The sequence below is a fragment of the Pseudomonas paraversuta genome (assembly GCF_904063065.1).
GTDB classification, from domain to species: domain Bacteria; phylum Pseudomonadota; class Gammaproteobacteria; order Pseudomonadales; family Pseudomonadaceae; genus Aquipseudomonas; species Aquipseudomonas paraversuta.
Genome location: NZ_CAJFCL010000002.1, coordinates 596,255 through 621,059, shown reverse-complemented (window position 1 = coordinate 621,059; position 24,805 = coordinate 596,255). Strand labels below are relative to the sequence as shown.

Here is a 24,805-nt window from a genome sequence, read left to right as displayed (position 1 = left end):
TGCTGAGCCTGTGGTGCATGACGCGCCTTGTCCAAGCAGTGGAGTTTTATCGATGAGCATCAAACGTTTCGGTACCGGCGCAGTAGGCGCAGGTGGTCAGCCTTTACCTTTCGCCCGCGCTGTTGAAGCCGATGGCTGGCTGCATGTGTCGGGTCAGGTGGCCATGGAAAACGGTGAAATCATCAACGGCGGCATCGTTGAGCAGACCCACAAGACCATGCAAAACCTGATCGCGATTCTTGAAGAAGCCGGCTATGGCCTTGAAGACGTGGTCCGCGCTGGCGTGTGGCTGCAGGACCCGCGGGACTTCTGGAGTTTCAACAAGGTGTTTGCCTCGTATTTCAAAAGCGAACACGCCCCGGCCCGCGCCTGTGTCCAGGCGATGATGATGGTGGATTGCCGGGTCGAAATCGACTGCATCGCCTACAAGGCCAAGCGCTAAACCCTGGCTCGCGAACAATATAAAATGTGAGGAGTCGAGTGTGTCGATGACGTTGAACAATGCCCAAGTACTCAAAGGTGCTGCCAACCCCGCCGACCATCTGGTGCGTGATGTCAGTTTGCCGGCGCTGGTGATTCACCGGGCTGCACTGGAACACAATATTCGCTGGATGCAGGACTTCGTCAGCCGCAGCGGCGCAGAGCTGGCGCCCCACGGCAAGACCAGCATGACCCCGGCATTGTTTCGCCGCCAGCTGGCGCAAGGCGCCTGGGGTATAACCCTGGCCAGTGCAGTGCAGACCTGCACGGCCTATGCCGGGGGGGTGCGCCGGGTACTGATGGCCAATCAATTGGTCGGCCGCGCCAATATGGCGTTGATCGCCGGTTTGCAACAAGACCCGGCCTTCGAATTTCATTGCATGGTTGATCACCCGGATAACGTCCAGGCGCTGGGGGCTTTTTTTGCCGAGCGTGGTCAGCGTCTGAACGTGATGATCGAATACGGTGTGGTGGGCGGCCGTTGTGGCTGTCGTACCGAGCAAGAAGTGCGGGCCCTGGCTGCTGCGATCAAGGCACAACCGGCCCTGGCGCTGACCGGCATCGAAGGCTACGAAGGGGTGATACACGGCGAGCAGGCGGTCAGCGGGATTCGCGCGTTTGCCGCTTCCCTGGTACGCCTGGCCCTAGAACTGCAACGTGACGGCGCCTTTGCGCTGGACAAGCCGATCGTCACGGCCTCGGGCTCTGCCTGGTATGACCTGATTGCCGAAGGTTTCGCCGCCGAAGCGGCCAGCGGGCGTTTTCTGAGCATTCTGCGCCCCGGCAGTTATGTGGTGCACGATCACGGGATCTACAAAGACGCCCAGTGCTGCGTGCTGGACCGTCGCAGCGACTTGCACGAGGGCTTGCGCCCGGCGCTGGAAGTCTGGGCCCATGTGCAATCGTTGCCGGAACCGGGCTTTGCGGTGATTGCCCTGGGCAAGCGCGATGTGGCCTACGATGCGGGGCTGCCGATGCCGTTAAAGCGTTACCGCGAAGGGGTATTGCCGGCCGTGGGTGATGACGTCAGTGCCTGTACGGTCACGGCGGTCATGGATCAGCACGCGTTCATGACGATCGCTGCGGGCACTGAACTGAAGGTGGGCGACATCATCAGCTTCGGTACCTCGCACCCTTGCCTGACGTTCGACAAATGGCGCACGGGCTGCCTGGTGGACGAGCAACTGAATGTGGTCGAGAGCCTTGAAATAGTGTTCTGAAACCAGCGCACCAGGCTTGTGTAGGAGCGAGCTTGTCTCGCGAGCTTTTGTGCCGCTAACAGCTCGCGAGGCAAGCTCGCTCCTACAGGTTTGGTGGTGTTTCAGTCGCGGTAGAACACCTGTACCAGGTGATAGCCGAACTTGCTTTTGATCGGTCCGTGCACCACCCGCAACGGCTTTTTGAAGATGATCTGATCGATAACGCCAACCATCTGCCCCGGACGAACCTCACCCAAATCCCCCCCACGCTTGCCTGACGGGCAGGTGGAGAATTTTTTCGCCAGCACATCGAAGGCTTCGCCCTTGGCGATGCGTTGCTTGAGCGATTCGGCTTCTTCGGCGGTTTTCACCAGGATATGGCGGGCTTGAGCTTTCATGGGGCGTATACCTTGAAACTGTGGGGCAGATTGCGCGGCCGCGGATTATGCCTGAGTTTTGCTGTTGTAGCGCGGCAGGTACAGGCGCACGCAGGTACCACTGTCGATTTCGCTGCTGATGGTCACATGACCGCCGGACTGCTGGGCAAAGCCGTAAATCATCGATAACCCCAGGCCGGTGCCCTGGCCTACAGGCTTGGTGGTGAAAAAGGGGTCGAAAGCCCTGGCCAGAATCTGCGGGGACATGCCGGTGCCGTTATCACAAACCTCCAGCAGTACATACTCGCCGGATTTGACCGGTTCCAGACTTTGCAGGTCACTGGTATCCAGGTGGCTGTTGGCGGTCTTGACCACCAGTTTGCCGCCGTCGGGCATGGCATCGCAGGCGTTGATAATCAGGTTGAGCAGGGCGCTTTCAAGCTGGCCGGTATCGGTATTGACGGCCCAGATGTCCTGGCCCAGATCGACCTGCAGGTCGATGTGGGCACCCTTGGTACGACTGAACAGCTCCTGCAGTGAGCTCACCAGGGCATTAGGGTCCAGAGGTTTGCGATCCAGCGACTGGCGGCGGGAAAACGCCAGCAGACGATGGGTCAGGGCGGCTGCCCGTTGCGCTGAAGCGACGGCGGCATCGGTGAAGCGGACTATTTCGTCACTGCGCCCGGCCGCGATATAGCGCTTGGCCAGGTCCAGGCTGGCGATGATACCGGTCAGCATATTGTTGAAATCATGGGCTATACCGCCGGTCAGCTGGCCAACGGCTTCCATTTTTTGCGCATGCCGCAGGGTGTCTTCAATCCTTTCGCGCTCGATCATCTCGCGCTGCAGTTGATCGTTGGCCTCGGCCAGGGCCTGGGTGCGTTCCGTGACACGCTCTTCAAGGGTGTCATTGAGCTCGCGCAAGGCCTGCGCCGTACGCTTGATAGACGTGCGGCGCCTGGAGGTCTGAACCGCAACCATCAAAATCCCGGCCACCTTGTGCGTCTCATCGAAAACGGGACTGAAGGTCAGGTCAAGCCACAGCTCGGTTGCCAGATACTGGTCCGGAAGCACGTAGTACTGATCAAGATAGGAGCGGTTTTCACCGGCCAGTACGGCCTCGATAATCGGCTGGCTGTATTCACGGAACTCCGGCCAGCAGCGCTGCATGGGCTGACCAAAGGCGCCCGGGTGCTTGTTACCCGCCAGCGCTGCAAAACTGTCGTTGTAGATCTGGGTCAATTGCTCGCCCCAAAACAGCAACATCGGCAGCGGGGAGTTGAGTACAAGCTGTGCGCTGGTGCGCAAGCTCTGAGGCCATTTTGCGACTTCACCCAAGGGGCTGCGGGCTAATGCCCCACGTTGGCTGACAGAAAATACGGCGCTCATGGATAAGTCCCGAGATTGAATCTGAAAATGTACCTATTAAAGGCTGAGTGAAGGCTAAAGGCTATCATTGGTACTAACAAGTCCGGCTTAGACAGTACGACTAAGGTCGAGTGAGGCTCAGGCTTGGCCTTTCGTACAATTGCGCTCTCATTTTTGATCGAAGAATCCCGTTTGGGTCGTTAACCCCAGGCGCGTCTTCGATTGTTTCTGTTTTGCGCGTCATTCGCTGCTGGAGCTTGTCCATGGTTGTCCCTTTTTCATTGTTGACGCATTGCCGGGTTGCACGTGTCGGCGCACTGGCGGTGTGTACCGGTATTGCAACACAGACCCAGGCTGGCGGGTTCATTGAAGACAGCAGCGCCAGGCTGGAAGCGCGAACGGTGTATTTCAACCGTGATTTCCGTGATGGCAGCACTTCAAACCCCCAGGGCGCCTCCAAGCGTGACGAGACGGCTCAAGGCTTTATTCTCAATCTGCAATCGGGCTACACAGAAGGCACGGTGGGCTTCGGGCTCGATGCCTTGGGCATGTTGGGGCTGAAAATCGACTCCAGCCCCGCTGACAGCAACAGTGGCTTGCTACCTTCGACCGGCAGTGATCCCCGTCGTTCCAAGGATCAGTACGCCAAATTCGGCCTGACCGGAAAAATGCGGGTATCGCACAGCGTTCTGAAGTACGGGGCGTTGCTGCCGGACCTGCCATTGCTCAAGTACAACGACGGCCGTCTGCTGCCAACCATGTTCAATGGCGCGATGCTCGAGTCCCGGGAATTGAGCGACCTGAAGTTCACGGCCATGCGCCTTGATCGCTATACCGCACGGGACTCCACCGACGCTCAGGACCTGCGCCTGAACTGCAAGAACAAGCGTTATGCCTGCAATATCACTGCCGATCATTTCAATATGTACGGCCTGGACTACAAGGTGAACGAGCGGCTGACAGCGCAATACCACTATGCCGAACTGGAGGACATCTACCGCCAGCAATTTATCGGGATAGTGGCCAGTCAGCCTGTGGGTTCGGGCGTCGTGTCGGCCGATGTGCGTTTGCTCAAGAGTGATGACGCCGGTTCGGCCAAGGCCTCGACCATTGATAACCGGGCGCTTGGTGCCCTGTTCAGCTACGCATTGGCCGGTCATAAATTCAGCGCCGGCTGGCAGCGCATGAACGGCGACACCTCGATGCCGTACCTGGATGGCAGCAACCCGTATCTGGTCAACTACCTTCAGGTCAACGACTTCGCTAACGCCCAGGAGCGTTCGTGGCAGCTGCGTTATGACTATGACTTCAAGGCGGTGGGCATTAACGGCTTGTCGTTCCTGACCCGTTACGTCAATGGTGACCACATCAAAGTGGTTGGCCGTAGCGAAGAAGGCAAAGAGTGGGAACGCGACAGCGAGCTCAAGTACATAGTGCAAAGCGGCAGGTTCAAGGACGTCAGCCTGCGTTTGCGCAATGCCACCTATCGCACCAACTACGCGCAGTTCGCCCGCGATGTTGATGAGACCCGCCTGATCGTCAGCTATAACCTGTCGATCTGGTGATACCACGCCCCTAAACCCTGTAGGAGCGAGCTTGCTCGCGAGCTTTTCAACCAAACCGCGAAGAGCTCGCGAGACAAGCTCGCTCCTACAGAGGCCGGGGTGTGATAAGTCCAGCTGGTGGAGGTAGGGCAGGTCCGGCCCGGTTTTGCTGCAGGGCGCCGATCTCCCCCAACCTGTAGGAGCGAGCTTGCTCGCGAGCTTTTCAACCAAACCGCGAAGAGCTCGCGAGACAAGCTCGCTCCTACAGAGGTCGGGGTGTTATCAGTCCAGCTGGTGGCGGTAGGGCAGGTCCGGCCCAGTTTTGCTGCAGGGCGCCGATCTCCCCCAACCTGTAGGAGCGAGCTTGCTCGCGAGCTTTTCAACCAAACCGCGAAGAGCTCGCGAGACAAGCTCGCTCCTACAGAGCCGGGGTGTGATCAGTCCAGCTGGTGGCGATAGGGCAGGTCCGGCCCGGTTTTGCTGCAGGGCGCCGATCTCCCCCAACCTGTAGGAGCGAGCTTGCTCGCGAGCTTTTCAACCAAACCGCGAAGAGCTCGCGAGACAAGCTCGCTCCTACAAAGCCGGGGTGTTATCAGTCCAGCTGGTGGCGGTAGGGCAGGTCCGGCCCGGTTTTGCTGCAGGTCAGCGCCGCCGCGCGGCTGGCGAAGTCCAGCAGGGCGCCGATCTGGTTTTTGCTCAACTGTTGCAAACCTTCAATCGAGTCCAGTCCATGCTCGGTCAGCCAGGCAATCACTGCCGCCTGAAAGGTATCGCCCGCACCCACGGTGTCGGCAACCTTTACTGCACTGGCCGCAACCCTCTGATGGCCATGCTCGCTGAATACGCTGGCGCCCTGGCCGCCACGGGTCAAAAACACCAGTTGGCAGCGCTGGCCCAGCCATGACCGGGCTATCTGTTGCGGGTCTTGCCCCGGGTACAGCAGTTCGAGATCTTCATCGCTGACTTTGATCAGGTCGGCATAGGGGATCAGTTGCTTGATCCGCTGACGCCAGATCTCTATATCCGGCTCCGGGTTGAGTCGCACGTTCGGGTCGAGGCTGATCAGGCGCCGTCCGCTTTCGCGCCTGACCAGTGCCAGCAGGGTGTCGGCAACGGGTTGCACCACCAGAGAGAACGACCCGACATGGATACCCCGTATCTGCGTGCTTAGCTGCGGCAGATGATGGAGTTGCAGTTGCCGGTCGGCGCAGCCTTCGCCGCGAAAGCTGTAGGCGGGCGAACCCTTGGCGTCCAGCGCGACCATGGCCAGGGTGGTGGGAGCCTCCATATCCAGTAAAAACGCCTGGCTGACGCCTTCCTCGGTCAGTACCTGCTTTAACCGACGGCCAAGGTAATCGGTGGACAACCCGGCAAACATGCCGGCTTCGACGCCCAGGCGTCGCAGGCCCACGGCGACGTTGAACGGCGAACCTCCGGCAAGCGCCTTGAAGTCCACTTTGCCCGCCTGTTGGCTGCTGTCTGCCTGGGCAAAAAATCAAACAGCGCTTCACCACACACCAGATACATAGCATTCACTCGGATAAGGCCGCGACCTGTAGACGGTAGCGCACATAGGATTGTTCATAGGCCGCGAAGTTTTTGGCGTCGGGCCTGGTTTCGCTGGCGTGGTCAAGGCGCACGCAGCGTTGGCACAGTTGCTCAAGGCTGTCGGCACCTGTACACCATGCCGCCTGAATGGCTGCGCCCAGTGCCGCGGCTTCACTTTGTTCGGCACAGATGACCCGGGTGTCCATGATATCGGCCACGATCTGACGCCACAGCGGGCTTTTCGAGCCACCGCCGACCAGCAGGATGGTGTGGCTTTGCAAGCCGTTGCGGCGCAGCAGGTCAAGACCATAACGCAAACCGAAGGTGGTGCCCTCGATTGCTGCCCGGCAAAAATTGGCCTGGTTCAGATTGGTCAGGGTCAGGCCGTGGAAACTGCCGGTGGCGTCGGGTAGGGCGGGCACCCGTTCACCGTTGAGAAACGGCAGCAGGCTGACGCCTTCGGCGCCTATCGGTGCCTGGCCGGCCAATTGATTGAATGCTTCCAGGGACAGGCCAAACAGTTCGCGTATGGCGCTGGTGACATTGGTCAGGTTGAGGGTGCAAATCAGCGGCAGCCAGCCACCACTGGACGAGCAAAAATTGGCAACCGCTGGCTCCGGGCTGGCCTGGGGCTGCGGGTCAAAGGCGTAGACGGTGCCGGATGAGCCGAGGCTCATGGTGATGATCCCGGGTTTGATATTGCCGGTGCCTATGGCCCCCAGCATATTGTCGCCGCCGCCGCTGCAGACCACTGCCTCGGGGTTGAGGTCCAGCAAGCGGGCAATTTCAGGCCGCAGCGTGCCTGCAGCGGCACGGGATTCGATCAGCTCGGGCAATGCTCGTTCCAGGCGCCCCTCGGGGTCGATATAACGCAGGATGTCGAGGTCCCACTGCCGGGTGCGCACGTTGAAATAACCGGTGCCGGAGGCATCGCCGTATTCACTGCAGTAACGGCCGGTCAGCCAGAAATTCAGATAGTCATGGGGCAACAGGATATGGGCGATGCGCTCAAACACTTGCCGATGGTGGTGGCGGGTCCAGAGCAGCTTGGACACCGTATAGCCGGGAGCTATTACCAGCCCCAGGCGTTGCAGTGAGCCGGCCTCACCGCCCAGCCACTCGAGCAGTTGGCGGTTTTCAGGGGTGGACTCGGTGTCGCACCAGAGTTTGGCCGGGCGCAGCACAGTGCCATGTTCATCCAGCAGCACCAGCCCGTGCTGCTGACCGCTGACCCCGATACCACGGATTTGCTGACCACTGACTCCGGCGGCCGCCAGCGCCTGTTGCGTGGCTGTCGTCAGGGCCTGCAACCATTGGCCGGTATCCTGCTCGCGGCGACCGTGCTCACCCTGAATCAGCGTGTGCGGCGCCGAGCCCTGACCCAGAACCTGACCGCTCTGGCTGTCCAGGATCAGTGCCTTGGTACCCTGGGTGCCGCAATCGATACCGAGAAATAAGTGATTCATGGGGCGTTGACCTAATCAGAATCCGGAGAAATACCGCAAACCCTAAAACCACTGCTATCTCAATTGTAGGAGCGAGCTTGTCTCGCGATGGCCTCGAGAGCGTCGTGTTCAACTTGTAAAAACGCGTTATCGATAACAATCATCGCGAGACAAGCTCGCTCCTGCAGGGGCAGCACGGCATTGCGGCAGCACAGTTCAGAGCTGTACCAGCTGTTCCAGAGTGGCGGTTACCCCCACCTCTCGCAAACTGTTGAGGCACCACTCAAACGCCGCTACAAACTCGGCAGACTGGGCAATGGCTCCGCCAAATATTTCCTCTGCGCCCAGCAAGCGCTGCACGATCAGCGGGTCATCCTTGACCAGCGCCTGACAATAGTCAGCCCTGGGGTCGGGTATGGCATAGGTCTGGCCATTCTCGTCAACCCCCTTGAGATACAGGGCCCAGGCCGCCACCACCAGCGCCGCACGCTTGAGCTCGCGACCATCGGCAATCAAGCGGTTAATGGTCGGTACGGTGAATTTGGGGAATTTTGACGAACCATCGGAGCACACGCGCTCCAGCTGGTCGGCGATGGCCTGGTTGGAGAACCGTTGCACCAGGGTGTCTTTGTACGCCGTGAGGTCAATCCCGGGCACCGGCGCCAGTTGCGGAGTCACGTCCAGGTCCATGTAGGCACGCATATAGGCCACGAACAGCGGGTCATTCATGGTCTCGTGGACGAAACGATAGCCCTTGAGAAACCCCAGGTAGGTCAGCGCCAGGTGACTGCCATTGAGCAGTTTGATTTTCATCTCTTCGTAGGGCGTGACGTCATCGGTCATTTGCACGCCAACGGTTTCCCAGGCCGGGCGGCCAGTGCTGAACTTGTCTTCAAGTACCCACTGGATAAACGGCTCGCAGACCACCGGCCAGGCGTCGTCGATGCCCAGTTGATCGTGCAGTTGCAGGCGATGGGCGTTGCTGGTCATGGGGGTGATGCGGTCAACCATGGCGTTGGGAAAGCTGACATGGGTCGCGATCCAGTCATGCAGGTCGGCATCGCTCAGGGCTGCATAGGCCAGCAGGGCTTTGCGCGCCACGCCGCCGTTGTGGGGCAGGTTATCGCAAGACATTAGGGTAAAGGCGTCCGTACCCGCTGCCCGGCGTCGGGCCAGGGCGGCAAACAGCACGCCAAATACGGTTCGCGGTTGTTTCGGGTGGGCCAGATCCCGCTGAATCCGGGGCAGGGTGGCCATGAATTCGCCGCTGCTGTCGTCGATGCAATAACCGCCTTCGGTAATGGTCAGCGAGACAATCCGGATGTCCGGGCTCGCGAGCTTGTCGAGCACCGCCTCGATACTGTCTTCGGCCAGCAGCATGTCACTGATGGAGCCGATGATGCGGCTTTGGGTGTCGTCGCTGTCGCCCAGTTCGAACAGGGTGTAGAGATAGTCCTGCCCGGCCAGGTCATCGCGCATTTTGCGGTCTTCGGCCCGCAGGCCGATGCCGCAGATGCTCCAGTCCAGGTCGCGGCCCTGATTCATCAGCGCATCGGTATAAAAGGCCTGGTGCGCGCGGTGAAATCCACCGACCCCGATATGGGCTATGCCGTGCCGTCTGTCGCTCGCGAGGTAAGCTGGCTTTTCAACTTTACTGGTCAGGTTATCGAGGTTGCGGCGATTGAGTTTCATGGGTGCGATCTCAAAAAACGTTAGGCAGCAGCGCGCAGCGGGCGGGTGATCGCCAGCCCCTGTGCGTCGAATAGGTGGCAATGTTCACTGTCCAGGTGCAAGTGCAACTGCTCGCCGTACTGGCTCGCCATGTCCCCGCGAATGCGCATGGTCAGCGGTTCGCCGCAGGCAGTAATCACATGGCAATAGGTGTCGCTGCCCAGGCGCTCGCCGACATCGGCGGTGACGGTCAGGGTGCAATCACCGGGTCTGGCCAGGTTCAGGTGTTCCGGGCGGATCCCCAGGGTAACCTCGCCGCCAATGCTCAGTGACGCGCCGCTCAGGGGCAACTGGATGCGGGTACCGGCGTCCAGTTCAACTTCGCAGCCTTGGCCATCGATCCGACTGACCTTGCCTTTGAGGAAGCCCATTTTCGGGGTGCCGAGAAAACCGGCGACAAACAGGTTGACCGGCTGGTGGTACAGATCCAGCGGCGAGCCGACCTGCTCGACCTTGCCGGCGTTGAGTACCACCACCTTGTCGGCGAGGGTCATGGCCTCGACCTGATCGTGGGTCACGTAAATCATGGTCGCCTGCAGTTCCTGATGCAGACGCGCCAGTTCCAGGCGCATCTGTACCCGCAGGGCGGCATCGAGGTTGGACAGCGGTTCGTCAAACAGGAATATCTTCGGGTTGCGCACGATTGCCCGGCCGATTGCCACCCGCTGGCGTTGCCCGCCGGACAGGTGCTTGGGCTTGCGCTCGAGCAAAGGCGCAAGCTCGAGAATACGCGCCGCTTCGTTGACCTTTTTTTCGACTTCGGCTTTGGCCACACCGGCCAGGTCGAGGGCGAACGACATGTTTTTACGCACGGTCATGTGCGGGTACAGGGCGTAAGTCTGGAACACCATCGCCAGATCACGTTTGGCCGGGCTGACTTCGGTGATGTCGCGTCCGTCCAGCTCGATGGTACCGTCAGTCACTTCTTCGAGCCCGGCAATCAGGCGCAACAGAGTGGACTTGCCGCACCCCGACGGGCCGACGAAGACCACGAACTCACGGTCGTTCACTTCAAGGTCGATGCCCTTGATGATCGAGAAACCTTCAAAGCCTTTTTGCAAATTCTTGATTTTCAGGTTGGCCATGATGGGCCTCCAAAGGTGATTTTTATTTGACTGCGCCAAAGGACAAGCCGCGAACCAGCTGTTTCTGGCTGATCCAGCCAAAAATCAGGATAGGGGCACAGGCCAGGGTCGAAACGGCAGACAATTTGGCCCAGAACAAGCCTTCGGGGCTGGAGTAGGAAGCGATCAGCGCGGTCAGTGGCGCGGCGCTGGATGACGTCAGGTTGAGTGACCAGAAGGCCTCGTTCCAGCACAGAATCAGCGACAGCAGCAGGGTCGAGGCCAGCCCGCCCTTGCTGATGGGCAGCAGTACGCGAAGCATTTCCTGCCACAGAGTGGCGCCATCAAGGCGGGCCGCTTCCAGGATGTCCTTGGGGATGTCCTTGAAGTAGGTGTAAATCATCCAGACCACGATCGGCAGATTGATCAGGGTGTAGATGATGATCAGCGCGGTCCGGGTGTCCAGCAGGCCGAAGGATTTGGCCAGCAGGTAAATCGGCATCAGCACCCCCACCGGCGGCAGCATTTTGGTGGAGAGCATCCACAGCAACGTGCCTTTGGTCCGTTTGGTCTCGTAAAAGGCCATGGAGTACGCGGCCGGGATGGCAATCAACATGCTAAGGGCAGTAGCGGTGAACGAGATCACCACCGAGTTCCAGGCGAAGTGGAAATACCCGCTGCGTTCTTCGACGTGCAGGTAGTTCTCCAGGGTCGGAGTGAAAATGAACTGCGGCGGCGTGGCGAATGCGTCGATCTCGGTTTTGAAGCTGGTAAGCACCATCCAGAAGATCGGGAAGAAAATCAGGATGGCGATGGCCCAGGCCAGGGTGCCCAGCAGCAGGCTTTGCAGGCGACGCGATTGTTGCAGTGTCATCACTTGGCCCTCACGGCTTGTCAGTCAGGTTTTTGCCCAGCATGCGCACCAGGATGATGGCTGCGATGTTGGCAATCACGACCGCGATAAGACCACCGGCCGAGGCCATGCCCACATCGAACTGCACCAGCGCCTGGTTGTAGATCAGGTAGGCCAGGTTGGTCGACGCATAGCCGGGGCCGCCATTGGTGGTGGTGAAGATTTCGGCAAACACCGAAAGTAAAAAGATGGTTTCGATCATCACCACCACGGCGATGGGGCGCGCCAGGTGTGGCAGGGTCAGGTGCCAGAAAATCGCGATGGGGCCGGCGCCATCCAGGCGAGCGGCTTCTTTTTGATCCTGGTCGAGGGACTGCATGGCGGTCATCAGGATCAGAATGGCGAAGGGCAGCCATTGCCACGACACAATGATGATGATCGACAGCAGCGGGTAGTGCGCCAGCCAGTCAACCGGCTGGGCGCCAAACAATTTCCAGACCGCGGCGAGCACGCCGGACACCGGGTGAAAGATCAGGTTTTTCCAGATCAGCGCGCCCACGGTGGGCATGATGAAAAACGGCGAAATCAGCAACACCCGCACGATGCCGCGGCCCATGAACTCACTGGCCTCCAGCAGGGCGCTGATCAACACCCCGAGGACCACACTGATCAGCAATACACTGCCCACCAGCAGCAAGGTATTGGTGGCGCCGGGCAAGAACCCCGAGTCGGTCAGGAAGTAGGTGAAGTTTTCCAGCCCTACAAACTGGTTTTCGCCCGGGTACAGCAGGTTGTAGCGAATCAGCGAAAAGTACAGGGTCATGCCCAGCGGTACGATCATCCACAGCAGCAATAGCGCCACCGAAGGCGTGACCAGGAACCAGCCGGGGTTGAACAGCCGTGATTTACGCACCGGCAACGGGGCGTCAATCGCCGGGGTAACAGTCGAAGTGGTCATGGTGAATGGCACCTGTGCTTTTGCGGGCGCTGGCTTGCCTGCGATGGCGTCTACTCAATCTGAAAATCAGATCGGGTTGTTAGCATCGCTGGCAAGCCAGCTCCCACAAATTCGGGAGGCTATCCCGCTTTTATTTTGGGTAACCCGCGCGTTTCATTTCGCGCTCGGTGGTCTGTTGTGCTGCGGCCAGGGCCTGGTCAACCGTCATCTGGCCAATCAGCGCGGCGGAGAACAACTTGCCGACCTGGGTACCCACGGCCTGGAACTCCGGGATGGTGACCAGCTGTATGCCGACGTAAGGCACAGGTTTGAGGGTAGGGTCATTGGGCTTGGCGGCCTTGAGCGATTCCAGGGTCACCTTGGCAAAGGGTGCAGCCTTGAGGTAGGCGTCACTGTAGGTCGAGGCGCGGGTGCCCGGCGGCACATTGGCAATGCCGTCTTTCTCGGCCACCAGTGCCCCGTACTCCCTGGACGTGGCCCAGGTGCTGAAGGTTTTGGCGGCGTCCTTGGCCTTGGAGGTAGTGGGGATGGCCAGCGCCCAGGAATACAACCAGGCGCTGCCTTTGTCGGTCACTGCATGGGGGGCGAAGGTGAAACCGACCTTGTCGGCCACTTTGCTCTGGGTCGGGTCGGTAACGAATGAACCGGCGACGCTGGCATCGACCCAGATCGCGCATTTGCCGCTGTTGAACAGCGCCAGGTTTTCGTTGAAGCCGTTGCTGGTGGCACCCGGAGGGCCCGAGGCTTTCATGGTGTTGACGTAAAAGTTGAGGGCGTTCTTCCACTCGGGGCCGGTAAATTCAGGCTGCCACTTCTCATCGAACCAGCGCGCGCCGTAGGCATTGGCGACCGTGCTGATCAGCGCCATGTTTTCACCCCAGCCCGCTTTGCCCCGCAGGCAAATCCCGTATTGCTCTTTTTCGGGTTTGTTCAGGGTTTTGGCGAATTCTGCAATCTGCTCCCAGGTCGGGTGCTCGGGCATGGTCAGCCCGGCTTCCTTGAACAGGTCGGTGCGGTAGTAGGTCATCGAGCTTTCGGCATAAAACGGCAGGGCGTAAAGCGTGCCCTTGACTGACAAGCCATCGCGTACCGAGGGAAATACATCTTCAATGGCGTAGGACGCAGGCAGCTCGTTCATCGGTTCCAGCCAGCCCTTGGCTCCCCAGAGTGCAGCTTCGTACATGCCGATGGTCAGTACATCGAATTGGCCGCCCTGGGTGGCAATGTCTGTGGTGAGGCGTTGGCGCAGTACGTTTTCTTCCAGCACCACCCAGTTCAGCTTGATATCCGGGTGTTCGCTCTCGAAGGTCTTGGCGAGCTTCTGCATGCGGATCATGTCGCTGTTGTTGACCGTCGCAATGGTCAGCGTTTGTGCGCCCAGGCTGATACCGCTGAGGGTCATGCACATGGCTACACATAACGCTTTGACAGGAATATTCATTGAGCACTCCACTTCTTCGGCCAAGGCGGCCTTGAAGGACGGTTATTGTTTTTATGGCTGCCCGCTGACACGAGCGCATAGGGCCGATTACAGCCCTCAATCACCGGCGTGACAAATCACTGGTAGCACTGCAACCGATACTATTTTGCACTGCGCAGACGTTCGCTCAGCACCGGCAGGTTTTGCTCGGTCAAACGCTGTACGGCCAGACGGCGGTAGTGTGACGGGGTCATGCCTTTAAGTTGCTGAAAGCGCCGGTTGAAGTTGGAAATATTGCTGAAACCCGACTCGAAGCACACGTCCGTTACCGCTTTGCGGCCATCGGCGAGTAATTCGCAGGACTTGCTGATGCGCAGGCGATTGACGAATTCGATAAAGCAGCGCCCCGTGGCTTGCTTGAATACCCGGGAAAAGTAGGTAGGTTTCATGCCCATGTAGTCGGCGACTTCTTCGAGGGTCAGCTCCCGGGCATAGTGACTGAAGATGTAATCCACAGCGCGGTTGGTCCGCTCTATGGTGTGCTCGTCGGCCAGGTTGCCTGAGGTGACGCCGGACAGCAGTTGATAGTTGTCGCAGTCGGCCAGCAGCTCCATCAGGATCAGAAAGTGCCCTAGGCGGGTCACTCCGGTGGCATTGGCAATGGTCTGCATCAAGGCCATGGCTTTGCGGATGGTGGGCTTGCAGTGAAACTCGATGCCGTACTGGGCCCGCTCCAGCATCGGCGTGAGACCTTTGAGCTCGGTAAACACCGAGGCGGCGCTGCCCAGCAGCTCATCGGTAAAATTGACCAGCATGTCGCGCTTGGGCACCACTTCATCTGCGGCCACCTGGCTGATCCAGTTGTGGGGCAGGTTGGGGCCGGTGAGGAACAGCGTCTCGGGGTAGAAGTTACCGATATAGTCGCCTACGAACACTTTGCCGCTGCTGGCCACAATCAGGTGCAGCTCGTATTCCTTGTGGAAATGCCAGCGTACCAGCGGGCAAGGGAAGCCATGCTGGCGATAAATGATCGACAGGCCATTATGGTCATCCATCAATTCGTATGAAGGGTCTGTAGCTCGGGCGAGACGAGTCATGGGCTTGGCCGTTGGTGGTCTTGTTATGGGGCTGATCATGCTGTCTTTTGAAAATTCCTGCCAGCCACGGCTCAATTTCCTGCCTGTTCAAGGATAGACACTATGAAAACACTGTTATTGATTGGCATGGGCTCGGGCAATCCGCAGCAGATCACCGTGCAGGCAATTGAGGCACTGAACCGCACCTCGGTGTTCTTTGTACTGGACAAGGGAAAAACCACTGACGACCTGGTGCGGCTGCGGCTGGAAATCTGCGAGCGTTACATCCGTGAGCCGGGTTATCGGGTGGTTCAGGTCAGTGATCCGCAGCGTGACAGTGCTACCCCGTCCTATAGACAGGGGGTTGAGGACTGGCATGAGCTGCGGGCCGAGGTGTTTGCGCGGCTGATCGAGGACGAGCTGGGGGAGGGTGAGTGCGGGGCATTTCTGCTCTGGGGCGAGCCGGCTTTGTATGACAGCACCTTGCGCATTCTGCAGCGGGTGCGGGCCAATGGCTGCAGCGGGTTCGACTATGAGGTGATCCCCGGTATCAGCAGCGTGCAGGCCCTGGCGGCCCGGCATCGGGTGGCACTCAATGACATCGGTCAGCCGATCCGTATCACCACGGGGCGGCGACTGGTGGCCGAAGACCTGGACAATGTGGTGGTGATGCTCGATGCCCACTGCGCGTTCCAGGCTTTTGTCCATGAAGACCTGGATATTTACTGGGGCGCCTATATCGGCACAGCGGACGAGATCCTGATTGCCGGCAAGCTGGCGGATGTCAGCCAGCAGATCAGGCATGCCCGCGAGGCGGCCAGGTTGCGCAAGGGCTGGATCATGGACACGTATTTGCTGCGCCGGTCAGCGAAATCGGACTGACCCCATCGCGAGGCAAGCTCGCTCCTACAGGCGACCGGGGTGATCTGTGGGGGTGACCTGTGGGAGCTGGCTTGCCAGCGATGGAGGCAAACCGGGTGGTGGCCGGGTAATGCCATCGCGAGGCAAGCTCGCTCCTACAGGCGACCGGGGGGATCTGTGGGGGTGACCTGTGGGAGCTGGCTTGCCAGCGATGGAGGCAAACCGGGTGGTGGCCGGGTAATGCCATCGCGAGGCAAGCTCGCTCCTACAGGCGACCGGGGTGATCTGTGGGAGTGACCTGTGGGAGCTGGCTTGCCAGCGATGGAGGCAACCGGATGGTGGCCGGGGTGCTGCCATCGCGAGGCAAGCTCGCTCCTACAGGCGACAGGGGTGACCTGTGGGAGTGACCTGTGGGAGTGACCTGTGGGAGCTGGCTTGCCAGCGATGAAGGCAACCGGGTGGTGGTCGGGTGCTGCCATCGCGAGGCAAGCTCGCTCCTACAGGGAGTGGCTACGGTTCTTGGCTTCGATCCACTGCGACATGTATTGGGTACTCTTGTGCTGGTGATGACGCAACATGGCCCCGGTGAAGTTGTTGCGCCGGTGCTGTTCAAGCTCCGCGCGGCAGGCTTCGATGCGTTGCACCAGCGCCGGGCCATGGCTGGCTTTGAGGTACCGCGCCTGCAGTAACGCCTGGCCGTTGTGTTGCGCCTGTTGCCACGCCTGGGGGTTGCGGTACAGCTCGACGGCCGCCTGCGCAATGGCGCTGGCACTCTGTTCTACGGCTCCGGCCCACGGCATGTCACCGTGCATGCCTTCCGCACCCACCGGGGTTGTGACGTTCGGGGTGCCGCAAAGCATGGCGTCGGCGATTTTGCCTTTGATGCCGGCGCCAAAGCGTAAAGGGGCCAGGCAGATCCGTGCGTTGCTCATCACGGCCAGGGCATCCTCGGCCCAGTTGAGTACATGAAAACCCTGGGCCGGGTTATGCAGGGCCGTGGCTTTGGGCGGCGTGTAGGCACCGTAGACATGCAGTTGGGCGTCGGGCAGTTGCTGGCGGATCAGCGGCCAGATATGGGTTTTCATCCATAACACGGCGTCCCAGTTCGGCCCATGGCGGAAGTTGCCGATGCTCAAGAAATGCTGGCGCTGCTCGTAAGGCACGAATTGCTCAGGGACGCTGTCAACCATCAGCGGACACCAGTGCAACAGTGCCTCGGGAACCTGAAACTGCTCCACCAGAAGATCGATTTCGTATTCGGAAATCATCAGGTTCAGGTCGCTGCGGTAGATCGCGGCGATTTCCCGTTGCGCAAGGTCGGCATCGGCCATGTGTTCAAAGGTGGTACGTTGCCCCGGGGCGAACAGGCTGCTGAAGTCATCCTGCTCCGGGTTGTGCTTGAGCCGCGCCTTGAGTTGCAGGTGACGGGCGTCGCGCAGGCTTTGCAAGTCGGAGGTTTCCAGGACACGCAAGGCATTCGGGCAGTGCTTCTCAACGCGCCAGCCGAACTGCTCCTCCATCATGAAACGGTCGAACAGCACGATGTCCGGGGCCAGTTCACTGATAAAGGTGTCGAAGCTGCTGTTATTGAGCTCGATCCCCACTTCATTGATGCCCAGCGCTGCCAGGTCGGCCTTGTGCTCGCCAACCCCGGCCGGGCTACTGAAGGTGATCTGCCAGCCGTGCTGCAAGAAACTGTCGATGATTTGCATCATGTGCCCGCCCGCCGCAGAAGAGCGAGGCTCGGGCCACACGTAGCCAATGATCAGGACGTGGGTTGGGCGAGGGGACGACATGGGCGGTTCCTTGAAGCCTGAGGCTGAAAAAAGGCGGCAATTAGAACACAACACTGCATTGATCATGTGTGGGAGCTGGCTTGCCAGCGATGAGGTCGCCATGATCGGTCCTGCAAGCCGGGTTGAATCCATCGCTGGCAAGCCAGCCGCCACAGGATGACATTGACCTGTTACAAAGCACTGCGTAGCCTTGCACGTTCGAGGTTCTTCGCCACGCGAAGCTAAGAAGGGAACGCGGTATGCCGCGGCTGCCCCCGCAACTGTAAACGGTCGATGACCTTGCAATGCCACTGCTGAACAAGCGGGAAGGCGCAAGGTCGGTGTCAGCCCCCGGCTGATACCCCGCCGTAAGCCAGGAGACCTGCCTCGTCACAGATTCTTACTTCAACCGGGCGGGGTGATCCGGTGGCGAAGACTGACCGCGCACAGCCTGCGGTCGTCGTCCCGTATGCCCGCCGCTTGCCAAAGGGCATCCGATGAAAACACTGGCCAAAATCCCTGTCACTATCGTTACCGGCTTTCTCGGTTCGGGCAAAACCACACTGCTGCGGCACATGCTGGATAACGCCCAGGGCCGCCGTATTGCGGTGATCGTCAATGAGTTCGGTGAGCTGGGTATCGACGGTGAAATCCTCAAGCAGTGCACCATCGGCTGCACCGAAGAAGAAGCCAACGGCCGCGTTTATGAACTGGCCAATGGTTGCCTGTGCTGCACCGTGCAGGAAGAGTTCTTCCCGGTGATGCGCGAACTGGTGGCCCGTCGCGGCGATATCGACCATATCCTGATCGAAACCTCGGGCCTGGCCCTGCCCAAACCTCTGGTGCAAGCCTTCCAGTGGCCGGAAATCCGCAGCGCCTGCACGGTTGACGCGGTTATTACCGTCGTCGACAGCCCGGCTGTGGCTGCCGGTACTTTTGCCGCGTTCCCGGATCAGGTCGACGCCCAGCGCAAACTCGACCCGAATCTGGACCACGAGTCGCCTCTGCACGAACTCTTTGCTGATCAGCTGGCCAGCGCCGATCTGGTGATCCTCAATAAAGCCGACCTGATCAGCCCTGAAGATCTGGCCCGGGTGCGCGCCGAAGTCGCCGAAGAGCTGCCACCTGCGGTGAAGGTGATCGAGGCCAGCAGCGGCCGCTTGCCTCTGGATGTGCTGTTGGGGCTGGGTGCCGGCTCCGAGGATCATATCGATGACCGCCACAGCCACCACGATCACCACCACGACGGTGATGATGATCACGACGATCATGACCACGATGCCTTCGATTCGATTTCCATCGAATTGCCTGAAGGCGAAGAAAGCGTATTGATGCAAGCCCTGACGCAACTGGTGGTCCAGCACGGCATTCTGCGGGTCAAAGGCTTTGCCGCCATCCCGGGCAAGCCGATGCGCTTGTTGATCCAGGGCGTGGGTACCCGCTTTGACAAGCACTTCGACCGTGCCTGGGGCCGCGATGAAGCGCGCAGCACCCGGCTGGTGCTGATCGGTCAGGATCTGGACGCGGCACTGCTCGAGTCCACCCTGCGCACAGCGTTGAGCGCTTAAACCATGCATTTGCTCAGGACCCAGCCTGGTGGCTTTGTATCGGACGACAACATTGCCGACCTCGGACAGACCCCCGCCGAGCTGGTGATCCTGTGCAGCGGTGATTCAAGCCTGGCACTGCTGGCGCAAGCCGCGCAGCAGTTGCCTGAAAATTATCCTGGCCTGCGTCTGGCAAACCCGATGCAGGTACAGAATCACGGCTCGGTCGACCTGTATTTCGATCAGGTGCTGCAACACGCCAAAGTGATCCTGCTGTCATTGCACGGCGGCATAGGTTACTGGCGCTACGGCATCGAGCGCTTGATGCAGCTGGCCGAACGTGGCGTCACCCTGATTCTGGTGCCGGGCGATGACCGTCCCGACCCGGAGCTCAGCGCACTGAGCACGGTGGCGGCCGGCGAGGGTGAGCGTCTGTGGCATTTCCTGCGCCAGGGCGGGTTGCACAATGCCTTGCAACTCTATCGTTGCCTGGCCACCCAGTGGCTGGGCCGCGACTATGGGTGGGACGAGCCGCAAACCTTGCCCCGTACCGCGATTTATCATCCGGCGCATTCCAGCCCGCAACTCAGTCACTGGCAGGCTGACTGGCAACCCGGGTATCCGGTGGCGGCGCTGCTGTTCTATCGCTCGCATTTGCAGGCGGCCAATACCGCGTTTGTCGATGTGTTCTGCCAGCGCATGCAGGCCGCAGGTCTCAATCCCTTGCCGGTTGCCGTGGCCAGTCTCAAGGAGCCGGGTTGCCTGGCAATGGTGGAGGACTGGCTGGATGAGGTTCAGGCCGCAGTCATTCTCAATACCACCGGTTTCGCTCAGTCGAGCCCCGAAGCCCCGCACCTGCGGCCGTTTCGGCGCAATATCCCGGTAATTCAGGCCATCTGCGCCCAGGACAACGAGCCCGGCTGGCGCGACAGCGAACAAGGCCTTGGCCCGCGAGACCTGGCGATGCACATTGCCTTGCCGGAACTGGACGGGCGAATCATCAGTCGCCCGATCAGTTTTAAAGACCTGGCCTGGCGCAGTGAGCGCAGCCAGTCGGATGTGGTGTGTTATCGCGCGCAACCGGAACGCATGGACTTTGTCGCGGAGCTGGCGCGGCGCTGGGTCGAATTGGCACGGGTGCCGAACCCGCAAAAGCGCATTGCGCTGATTCTGGCCAACTACCCGACCCGCGACGGTCGCATCGGCAATGGCGTGGGGCTGGACACACCGGCCGCCGCGCTGAATATCCTGCGGGCTTTGCAGCTCGAGGGGTATCCGCTGGATTGCCGGTTGCCCGAGACTGGCACTGCGCTGATTCAGGAGTTGCTCGGCGGGGTCAGTAATGACCCTGACAGCCTGGACCTGCGGCCCTGTATGCAAAGCCTGGCCCTGGAAGAGTACTGGACCATGTTCAATCGCTTGCCCGAGGCCAATCGCCAGGCAGTGATTGAGCGCTGGGGCATGCCGCAGACCGATCCAATGTTCCGTAGCGGACGGCTGATGGTCGCGGGTTTGCGTTTTGGCCTGACGTTTGTCGGGATTCAACCGGCCCGGGGCTATCAGGTGGATGCCAGTGCGGTGTATCACGACCCCGATCTGGTGCCGCCCCATGGCTATCTGGCGTTCTACTTCTGGTTGCGTAACACCTACGGCGCCCATGCCGTGGTCCATGTGGGCAAGCATGGCAACCTGGAGTGGCTACCGGGCAAAGGCGTCGGGCTGTCGGAACAGTGCTGGCCGGACGCAATACTCGGCCCCATGCCCAACGTCTATCCGTTTATCGTCAATGATCCCGGGGAAGGCGCCCAGGCCAAGCGCCGGACCCAGGCGGTGATCATCGATCACTTGATGCCACCGCTGACCCGGGCTGAAACCTATGGTCCGTTGCGCGACCTGGAACTGCTGGCCGACGAATACTACGAAGCGCAGCTGCTTGATCCGCGCCGGGCCCGTGAATTGCAGCGTGACATCCTCAAGCTGGTGCGCGAAACCCGGATCGACCGCGAGTTGCAGCTGGACGAGAAACTCGACAGTGATGCCGATGCCGCGATCTGGTTGCCACGGCTGGATACCTATCTGTGCGACCTGAAGGAGTCACAGATCCGCGACGGCTTGCATATATTCGGCGAATCGCCGGCCGGGCGTTTACGTATCGACACGCTGCTGGCGCTGTTGCGCATCCCCCGTGGCGATGGCCGCGGGGCGCAATCCAGTGTGCTGCGGGCGTTGGCCAAAGCCTTTGAACTGGCGTTTGATCCGCTGGACTGTGCGCTGGCAGAACCCTGGACAGCACGCCAGCCTGCGGCGCTGGTGGCGGTCAGTGATGCGCTGTGGCGCACTGCCGGAGATACCCGCGAGCGTCTGGAACTGTATGCCGGGCAGCTGATTGAACAGGCATTGGCCGGCACTCTGCAATTGCCCGAAACCCCGCAATGGCTGGAAGTGCGGGGGATTTTCCAGGCCTTGCTGGAGATCGTGGCGCCGCGTCTGGATGCTTGCGGCCCGGCCGAGATGCAAGGCTTGCTGGATGCCCTGCATGGCCGCTTTGTGCCGGCGGGGCCCAGTGGTGCGCCGAGTCGCGGACGGCTGGATGTATTGCCCACCGGGCGTAATTTCTTTTCGGTGGATGTGCGCAACCTGCCAACCACCACCGCCTGGCGCATAGGTTTTCAGTCGGCCAATCTGATTCTGGAGCGTCACTTGCAGGACCACGGCGATCACTTGCGCCAGTTGGGCCTGTCCGTGTGGGGCACCGCAACCATGCGTACCGGCGGTGATGATATCGCCCAGGCCATGGCCCTGATGGGCGTGCGCCCGGTGTGGGCCACCGGCAGTCAGCGGGTGGATGATTTCGAAATCCTGCCGGTCAGCTTGCTGGACCGGCCGCGGGTCGACGTGACCTTGCGTGTGTCGGGCTTCTTCCGCGATGCTTTTGCCAATCTGATCCGCCTGTTCGATGCGGCGGTGCAAGCCGTGGCCGCACTGGACGAGCCGGATGATCTGAACCCGCTGGCTGCCAAAGTCCGCAGTGAACGTGAGCAACTGGTGCAGCAAGGGCTGGCGCCCGAGCTGGCGGCGCGGCAAGCAGGCTGGCGCATATTCGGCGCCAAGCCCGGGGCCTATGGCGCCGGTGTGCAAAACGCCATTGACGGTCGTTTGTGGCAGAGCCGCGATGATTTGGCGCAGGTGTATCTGAACTGGGGCGGTTACGCCTATGGTGCCGGTGATGAAGGCACCGGTGCCCGCGACCAGTTCGCCCGGCGCTTGAGTCAGGTGCAGGCAGTGGTACAAAACCAGGACAACCGTGAGCACGATGTGCTCGACTCCAACGACTACTACCAGTTCCAGGGCGGCATGCTCGCGGCGGTGGAGACCTTGAGCGGTGAAAAAGCCGCCAGTTATCACGGCGACCACAGTCAGCCGGACCTGCCGAAAATCCGCACCCTCAAGGAAGAGCTGAACCGGGTGATCCGGTCCCGTGCCGCCAATCCGAAGTGGATCGACGGGGTCAAGCGTCATGGCTACAAAGGCGCGTTCGAAATGGCCGCGACCCTGGATAACCTGTTTGCCTTCGACGCGACCACGCATCTTATCGATGACCATCAGTACGCGTTGCTGGCAGATGCCTATTTGCTCGACCCGGATACCCGTGAATTTGTTCAGCAGCACAACCCCCATGCCTTGCGCGATATGACCGAGCGCCTGCTCGAAGCCCAGCAGCGCGGGTTGTGGGAGGCGCCCGGGGACTACCGCGAGGCGCTGGAAAACCTGTTGCTGGATATCGAAGAAGATTGAGCTTGGCTCTACTGCAGTGCTCTTGGCACGGCCCCCGTTGCCGGCATCGCGAGCAAGCTTGCTCCTACAGACTTTACGCAAGGATTTGGATACATGACTGACACCCCGCATTTCCCGTTGTCGGCGGTGGTCGGCGCGGACTCACTCAAGCTTGCGCTGTGCTTGACGGCTATCGACCCGAAAATTGGCGGGGTGCTGATCGAGGGCCCCCGCGGCATGGCCAAATCCACCCTGGCCCGGGGCCTTGCCGACTTACTGGCAAGCGGTCAGTTCGTCACCTTGCCATTGGGCGCCACCGAGGAACGGCTGGTGGGCACGCTCGATCTGGACGCCGCGCTGGGGCAGGGCAAGGCGCAATTCTCCCCAGGAGTGCTGGCCAGGGCCGATGGCGGAGTGCTGTATGTCGATGAAGTGAACCTGCTGGCCGATCATCTGGTGGACGTACTGCTGGATGTGGCAGCCAGTGGCACCAATGTGGTCGAACGCGACGGTATTTCCCATCGGCACGCTGCGCGCTTTGTCTTGATTGGCACCATGAATCCGGAAGAGGGTGAGTTGCGCCCGCAATTGCTTGACCGCTTTGGCCTTAATGTGGCCATGAACAGTCAGCCGCAGCCTGCCGAGCGCGGCGAAATCATTAGGCGGCGCTTGAGTTTTGACCTGGATCCCCAAGGGTTTTGTGAGCAGTGGGCGGCTGCACAGGATGCGTTGCGTGAGCGTTGCCAGCAGGCTCGTGAACGGCTGCAGGGCATTGAGCTGGATGACCAGTCGCTGGCAGTGATCACCGCGCGCTGTTATGCGGCGGCGGTTGATGGCATGCGCGCGGATCTTGTCTGGCTGCGCGCGGCGCGGGCCCATGCCGCTTGGCGTGGGGCCGGGGTGATCAGTCTGGAGGATATTGATGCGGTGGCCGAGTTTGCCTTGCGCCATCGACGTCGCCAGCAGCCTGCTGAGGCGCCGACGCCACAACAGTCGCAACCGCAATCCGGCAGTGCCTCGTCCAGTACAGGCCAGGGCCAATGGGGCGAATTGCCTGCGCAGCCTCAGGCCATGGGTGGCCGGCGCGAAGTGCCGAGCTGGCCAAAAAAGCCTTAGGCATTCGCCCCCGATCCAGTGTGGGGGCGGATGCCACACCCCGGGCAGGCCAACTGGGTGAGGGCAAACTGGGTGCCAGTCGCAGTGCAGCCGGCGGTACCGTGGACTGGGTGCAAACCCTGCTGCGCGGCCGCCCGCAACAGCGTACAGATCTGGCCTACAAGACCCGCCAGAGTGCAGCCCAGGAGCTGTGGCTGGTGGTGGTGGATGCTTCGTCTTCCACCCGTCGGCATCAGGCGCTGGGGGATGCCAAGGGGTTACTGGCCCAGGTGTTTGAGGATGCTTATCGGCAGCGGGTGCGGGTGGCGGTGATGACTGCCAGTGGCAGTGCGCCGCAATGGCAGGTCTGCGGCGCCAAAGCATCTGCGGCCTTGAACCAGTGGTTGCTGACGCTGGGAGCGGGGGGTGGAACGCCGTTGCTGGAAGCCCTGGCGGATGTTGCACAGTGGCTGAAAACCCGTCGCAAGCAGTTTGCAGAAGAACAACAACGTTTTTTATTGCTCACCGACGGTCGTCTCAAAGACGGTCCGGCTCTGCCCGCCATTGAATGTCCGGGGTTGTTGATCGATATGGAACGGGGGCCGATTCGACTTGGCAAGTCACGGCGGATGGCGGCTGATCTGGCTCTTGAATACACACATATCGATGAGTTGAAACAACTGTAGGAGC

Annotated in this window: 17 protein-coding genes, 2 pseudogenes and 1 riboswitch; of the genes and pseudogenes, 8 read left to right on the top strand and 11 right to left on the bottom strand. The window is 60.5% G+C overall.

Annotated elements, in window-relative coordinates; genetic code table 11:
• Window positions 1–52 precede the first annotated feature (52 nt).
• Both JQ845_RS05935 and JQ845_RS05930 read left to right on the top strand, forming a co-directional pair.
• Window positions 53–442 carry a RidA family protein gene (locus JQ845_RS05935; RefSeq protein WP_003445324.1) on the top strand — a complete coding sequence of 130 codons (390 nt, stop codon included), beginning with the start codon at window positions 53–55 and terminating at the stop codon, window positions 440–442.
• Between the two features lie 46 nt (window positions 443–488).
• A complete protein-coding gene (locus tag JQ845_RS05930) occupies window positions 489–1,700 on the top strand; it encodes an amino acid deaminase (protein ID WP_003445325.1) in 1,212 nt (403 codons plus the stop codon).
• 101 nt (window positions 1,701–1,801) lie between these two features.
• Here JQ845_RS05930 and JQ845_RS05925 read toward each other — a convergent pair whose 3' ends face one another.
• Window positions 1,802–2,077 carry a peptidylprolyl isomerase gene (locus JQ845_RS05925; RefSeq protein WP_003445327.1) on the bottom strand — a complete coding sequence of 92 codons (276 nt, stop codon included), beginning with the start codon at window positions 2,075–2,077 and terminating at the stop codon, window positions 1,802–1,804.
• A 69-nt stretch (window positions 2,078–2,146) separates the two neighbouring features.
• A pseudogene (locus JQ845_RS05920) lies at window positions 2,147–3,445 on the bottom strand (ATP-binding protein); the annotation flags it as partial.
• Between the two features lie 242 nt (window positions 3,446–3,687).
• On the opposite strand from JQ845_RS05920, the gene JQ845_RS05915 reads away from it, so the two are divergent.
• Window positions 3,688–4,989 carry an OprD family porin gene (locus tag JQ845_RS05915; protein WP_003445331.1) on the top strand — a complete coding sequence of 434 codons (1,302 nt, stop codon included), beginning with the start codon at window positions 3,688–3,690 and terminating at the stop codon, window positions 4,987–4,989.
• Window positions 4,990–5,560: 571 nt separating this feature from the next.
• Here JQ845_RS05915 and JQ845_RS05910 read toward each other — a convergent pair.
• The 8 genes and pseudogenes from JQ845_RS05910 to JQ845_RS05875 all read right to left on the bottom strand — a co-directional run bounded on the left by JQ845_RS05910 (window position 5,561) and on the right by JQ845_RS05875 (window position 15,084).
• Window positions 5,561–6,495 (bottom strand): annotated as a pseudogene (locus tag JQ845_RS05910) (carbohydrate kinase family protein).
• A gap of 5 nt (window positions 6,496–6,500) precedes the next feature.
• Window positions 6,501–7,982, bottom strand: coding sequence for a xylulokinase (gene xylB, locus JQ845_RS05905; protein ID WP_203008742.1), 1,482 nt, complete (start codon window positions 7,980–7,982; stop codon window positions 6,501–6,503).
• A gap of 195 nt (window positions 7,983–8,177) precedes the next feature.
• Entirely contained in the window at window positions 8,178–9,653 is a 1,476-nt protein-coding gene (locus JQ845_RS05900) for a mannitol dehydrogenase family protein (protein WP_003445362.1), read from the bottom strand.
• A gap of 20 nt (window positions 9,654–9,673) precedes the next feature.
• Window positions 9,674–10,777 (bottom strand): ABC transporter ATP-binding protein, encoded by a 1,104-nt coding sequence (locus JQ845_RS05895; protein ID WP_203008741.1) that lies wholly within the window; start codon window positions 10,775–10,777, stop codon window positions 9,674–9,676.
• A gap of 22 nt (window positions 10,778–10,799) precedes the next feature.
• Complete coding sequence (locus JQ845_RS05890) at window positions 10,800–11,633, bottom strand: carbohydrate ABC transporter permease (RefSeq protein WP_203008740.1); 834 nt, start codon at window positions 11,631–11,633, stop codon at window positions 10,800–10,802.
• A gap of 7 nt (window positions 11,634–11,640) precedes the next feature.
• Window positions 11,641–12,567: a carbohydrate ABC transporter permease gene (locus JQ845_RS05885; RefSeq protein ID WP_003445367.1), complete on the bottom strand. Its 927-nt coding sequence runs from the start codon at window positions 12,565–12,567 to the stop codon at window positions 11,641–11,643.
• 130 nt (window positions 12,568–12,697) lie between these two features.
• Complete coding sequence (locus tag JQ845_RS05880; RefSeq protein ID WP_003445369.1) at window positions 12,698–14,008, bottom strand: ABC transporter substrate-binding protein; 1,311 nt, start codon at window positions 14,006–14,008, stop codon at window positions 12,698–12,700.
• Between the two features lie 140 nt (window positions 14,009–14,148).
• On the bottom strand, window positions 14,149–15,084 hold the full coding sequence (locus JQ845_RS05875) for an AraC family transcriptional regulator (RefSeq protein WP_050949476.1): 936 nt from the start codon (window positions 15,082–15,084) through the stop codon (window positions 14,149–14,151).
• A 102-nt stretch (window positions 15,085–15,186) separates the two neighbouring features.
• Here JQ845_RS05875 and cobF point away from each other — a divergent pair, with 102 nt between their 5' ends.
• Complete coding sequence (cobF, locus tag JQ845_RS05870; protein ID WP_203008739.1) at window positions 15,187–15,945, top strand: precorrin-6A synthase (deacetylating); 759 nt, start codon at window positions 15,187–15,189, stop codon at window positions 15,943–15,945.
• Between the two features lie 476 nt (window positions 15,946–16,421).
• Here the strand turns inward: cobF and JQ845_RS05865 are convergent, their stop codons facing one another.
• A complete protein-coding gene (locus tag JQ845_RS05865) occupies window positions 16,422–17,720 on the bottom strand; it encodes a glycosyltransferase (protein ID WP_202210702.1) in 1,299 nt (432 codons plus the stop codon).
• 184 nt (window positions 17,721–17,904) lie between these two features.
• Window positions 17,905–18,103: riboswitch (cobalamin riboswitch) on the top strand.
• 93 nt (window positions 18,104–18,196) lie between these two features.
• Between JQ845_RS05865 and cobW the strand changes: the two genes are divergently transcribed.
• The 4 genes from cobW (at window position 18,197) to JQ845_RS05845 (ending at window position 24,801) form a co-directional block, all read left to right on the top strand.
• Window positions 18,197–19,267: a cobalamin biosynthesis protein CobW gene (cobW, locus tag JQ845_RS05860; RefSeq protein ID WP_003445375.1), complete on the top strand. Its 1,071-nt coding sequence runs from the start codon at window positions 18,197–18,199 to the stop codon at window positions 19,265–19,267.
• 3 nt (window positions 19,268–19,270) lie between these two features.
• Entirely contained in the window at window positions 19,271–23,041 is a 3,771-nt protein-coding gene (gene cobN, locus JQ845_RS05855; RefSeq protein ID WP_203008738.1) for a cobaltochelatase subunit CobN, read from the top strand.
• Window positions 23,042–23,134: 93 nt separating this feature from the next.
• Complete coding sequence (locus tag JQ845_RS05850) at window positions 23,135–24,136, top strand: ATP-binding protein (protein WP_203008737.1); 1,002 nt, start codon at window positions 23,135–23,137, stop codon at window positions 24,134–24,136.
• A complete protein-coding gene (locus JQ845_RS05845; RefSeq protein WP_236010186.1) occupies window positions 24,061–24,801 on the top strand; it encodes a vWA domain-containing protein in 741 nt (246 codons plus the stop codon). The genes JQ845_RS05850 and JQ845_RS05845 overlap by 76 nt, the downstream gene beginning before the upstream one ends.
• Window positions 24,802–24,805: the final 4 nt, after the last annotated feature.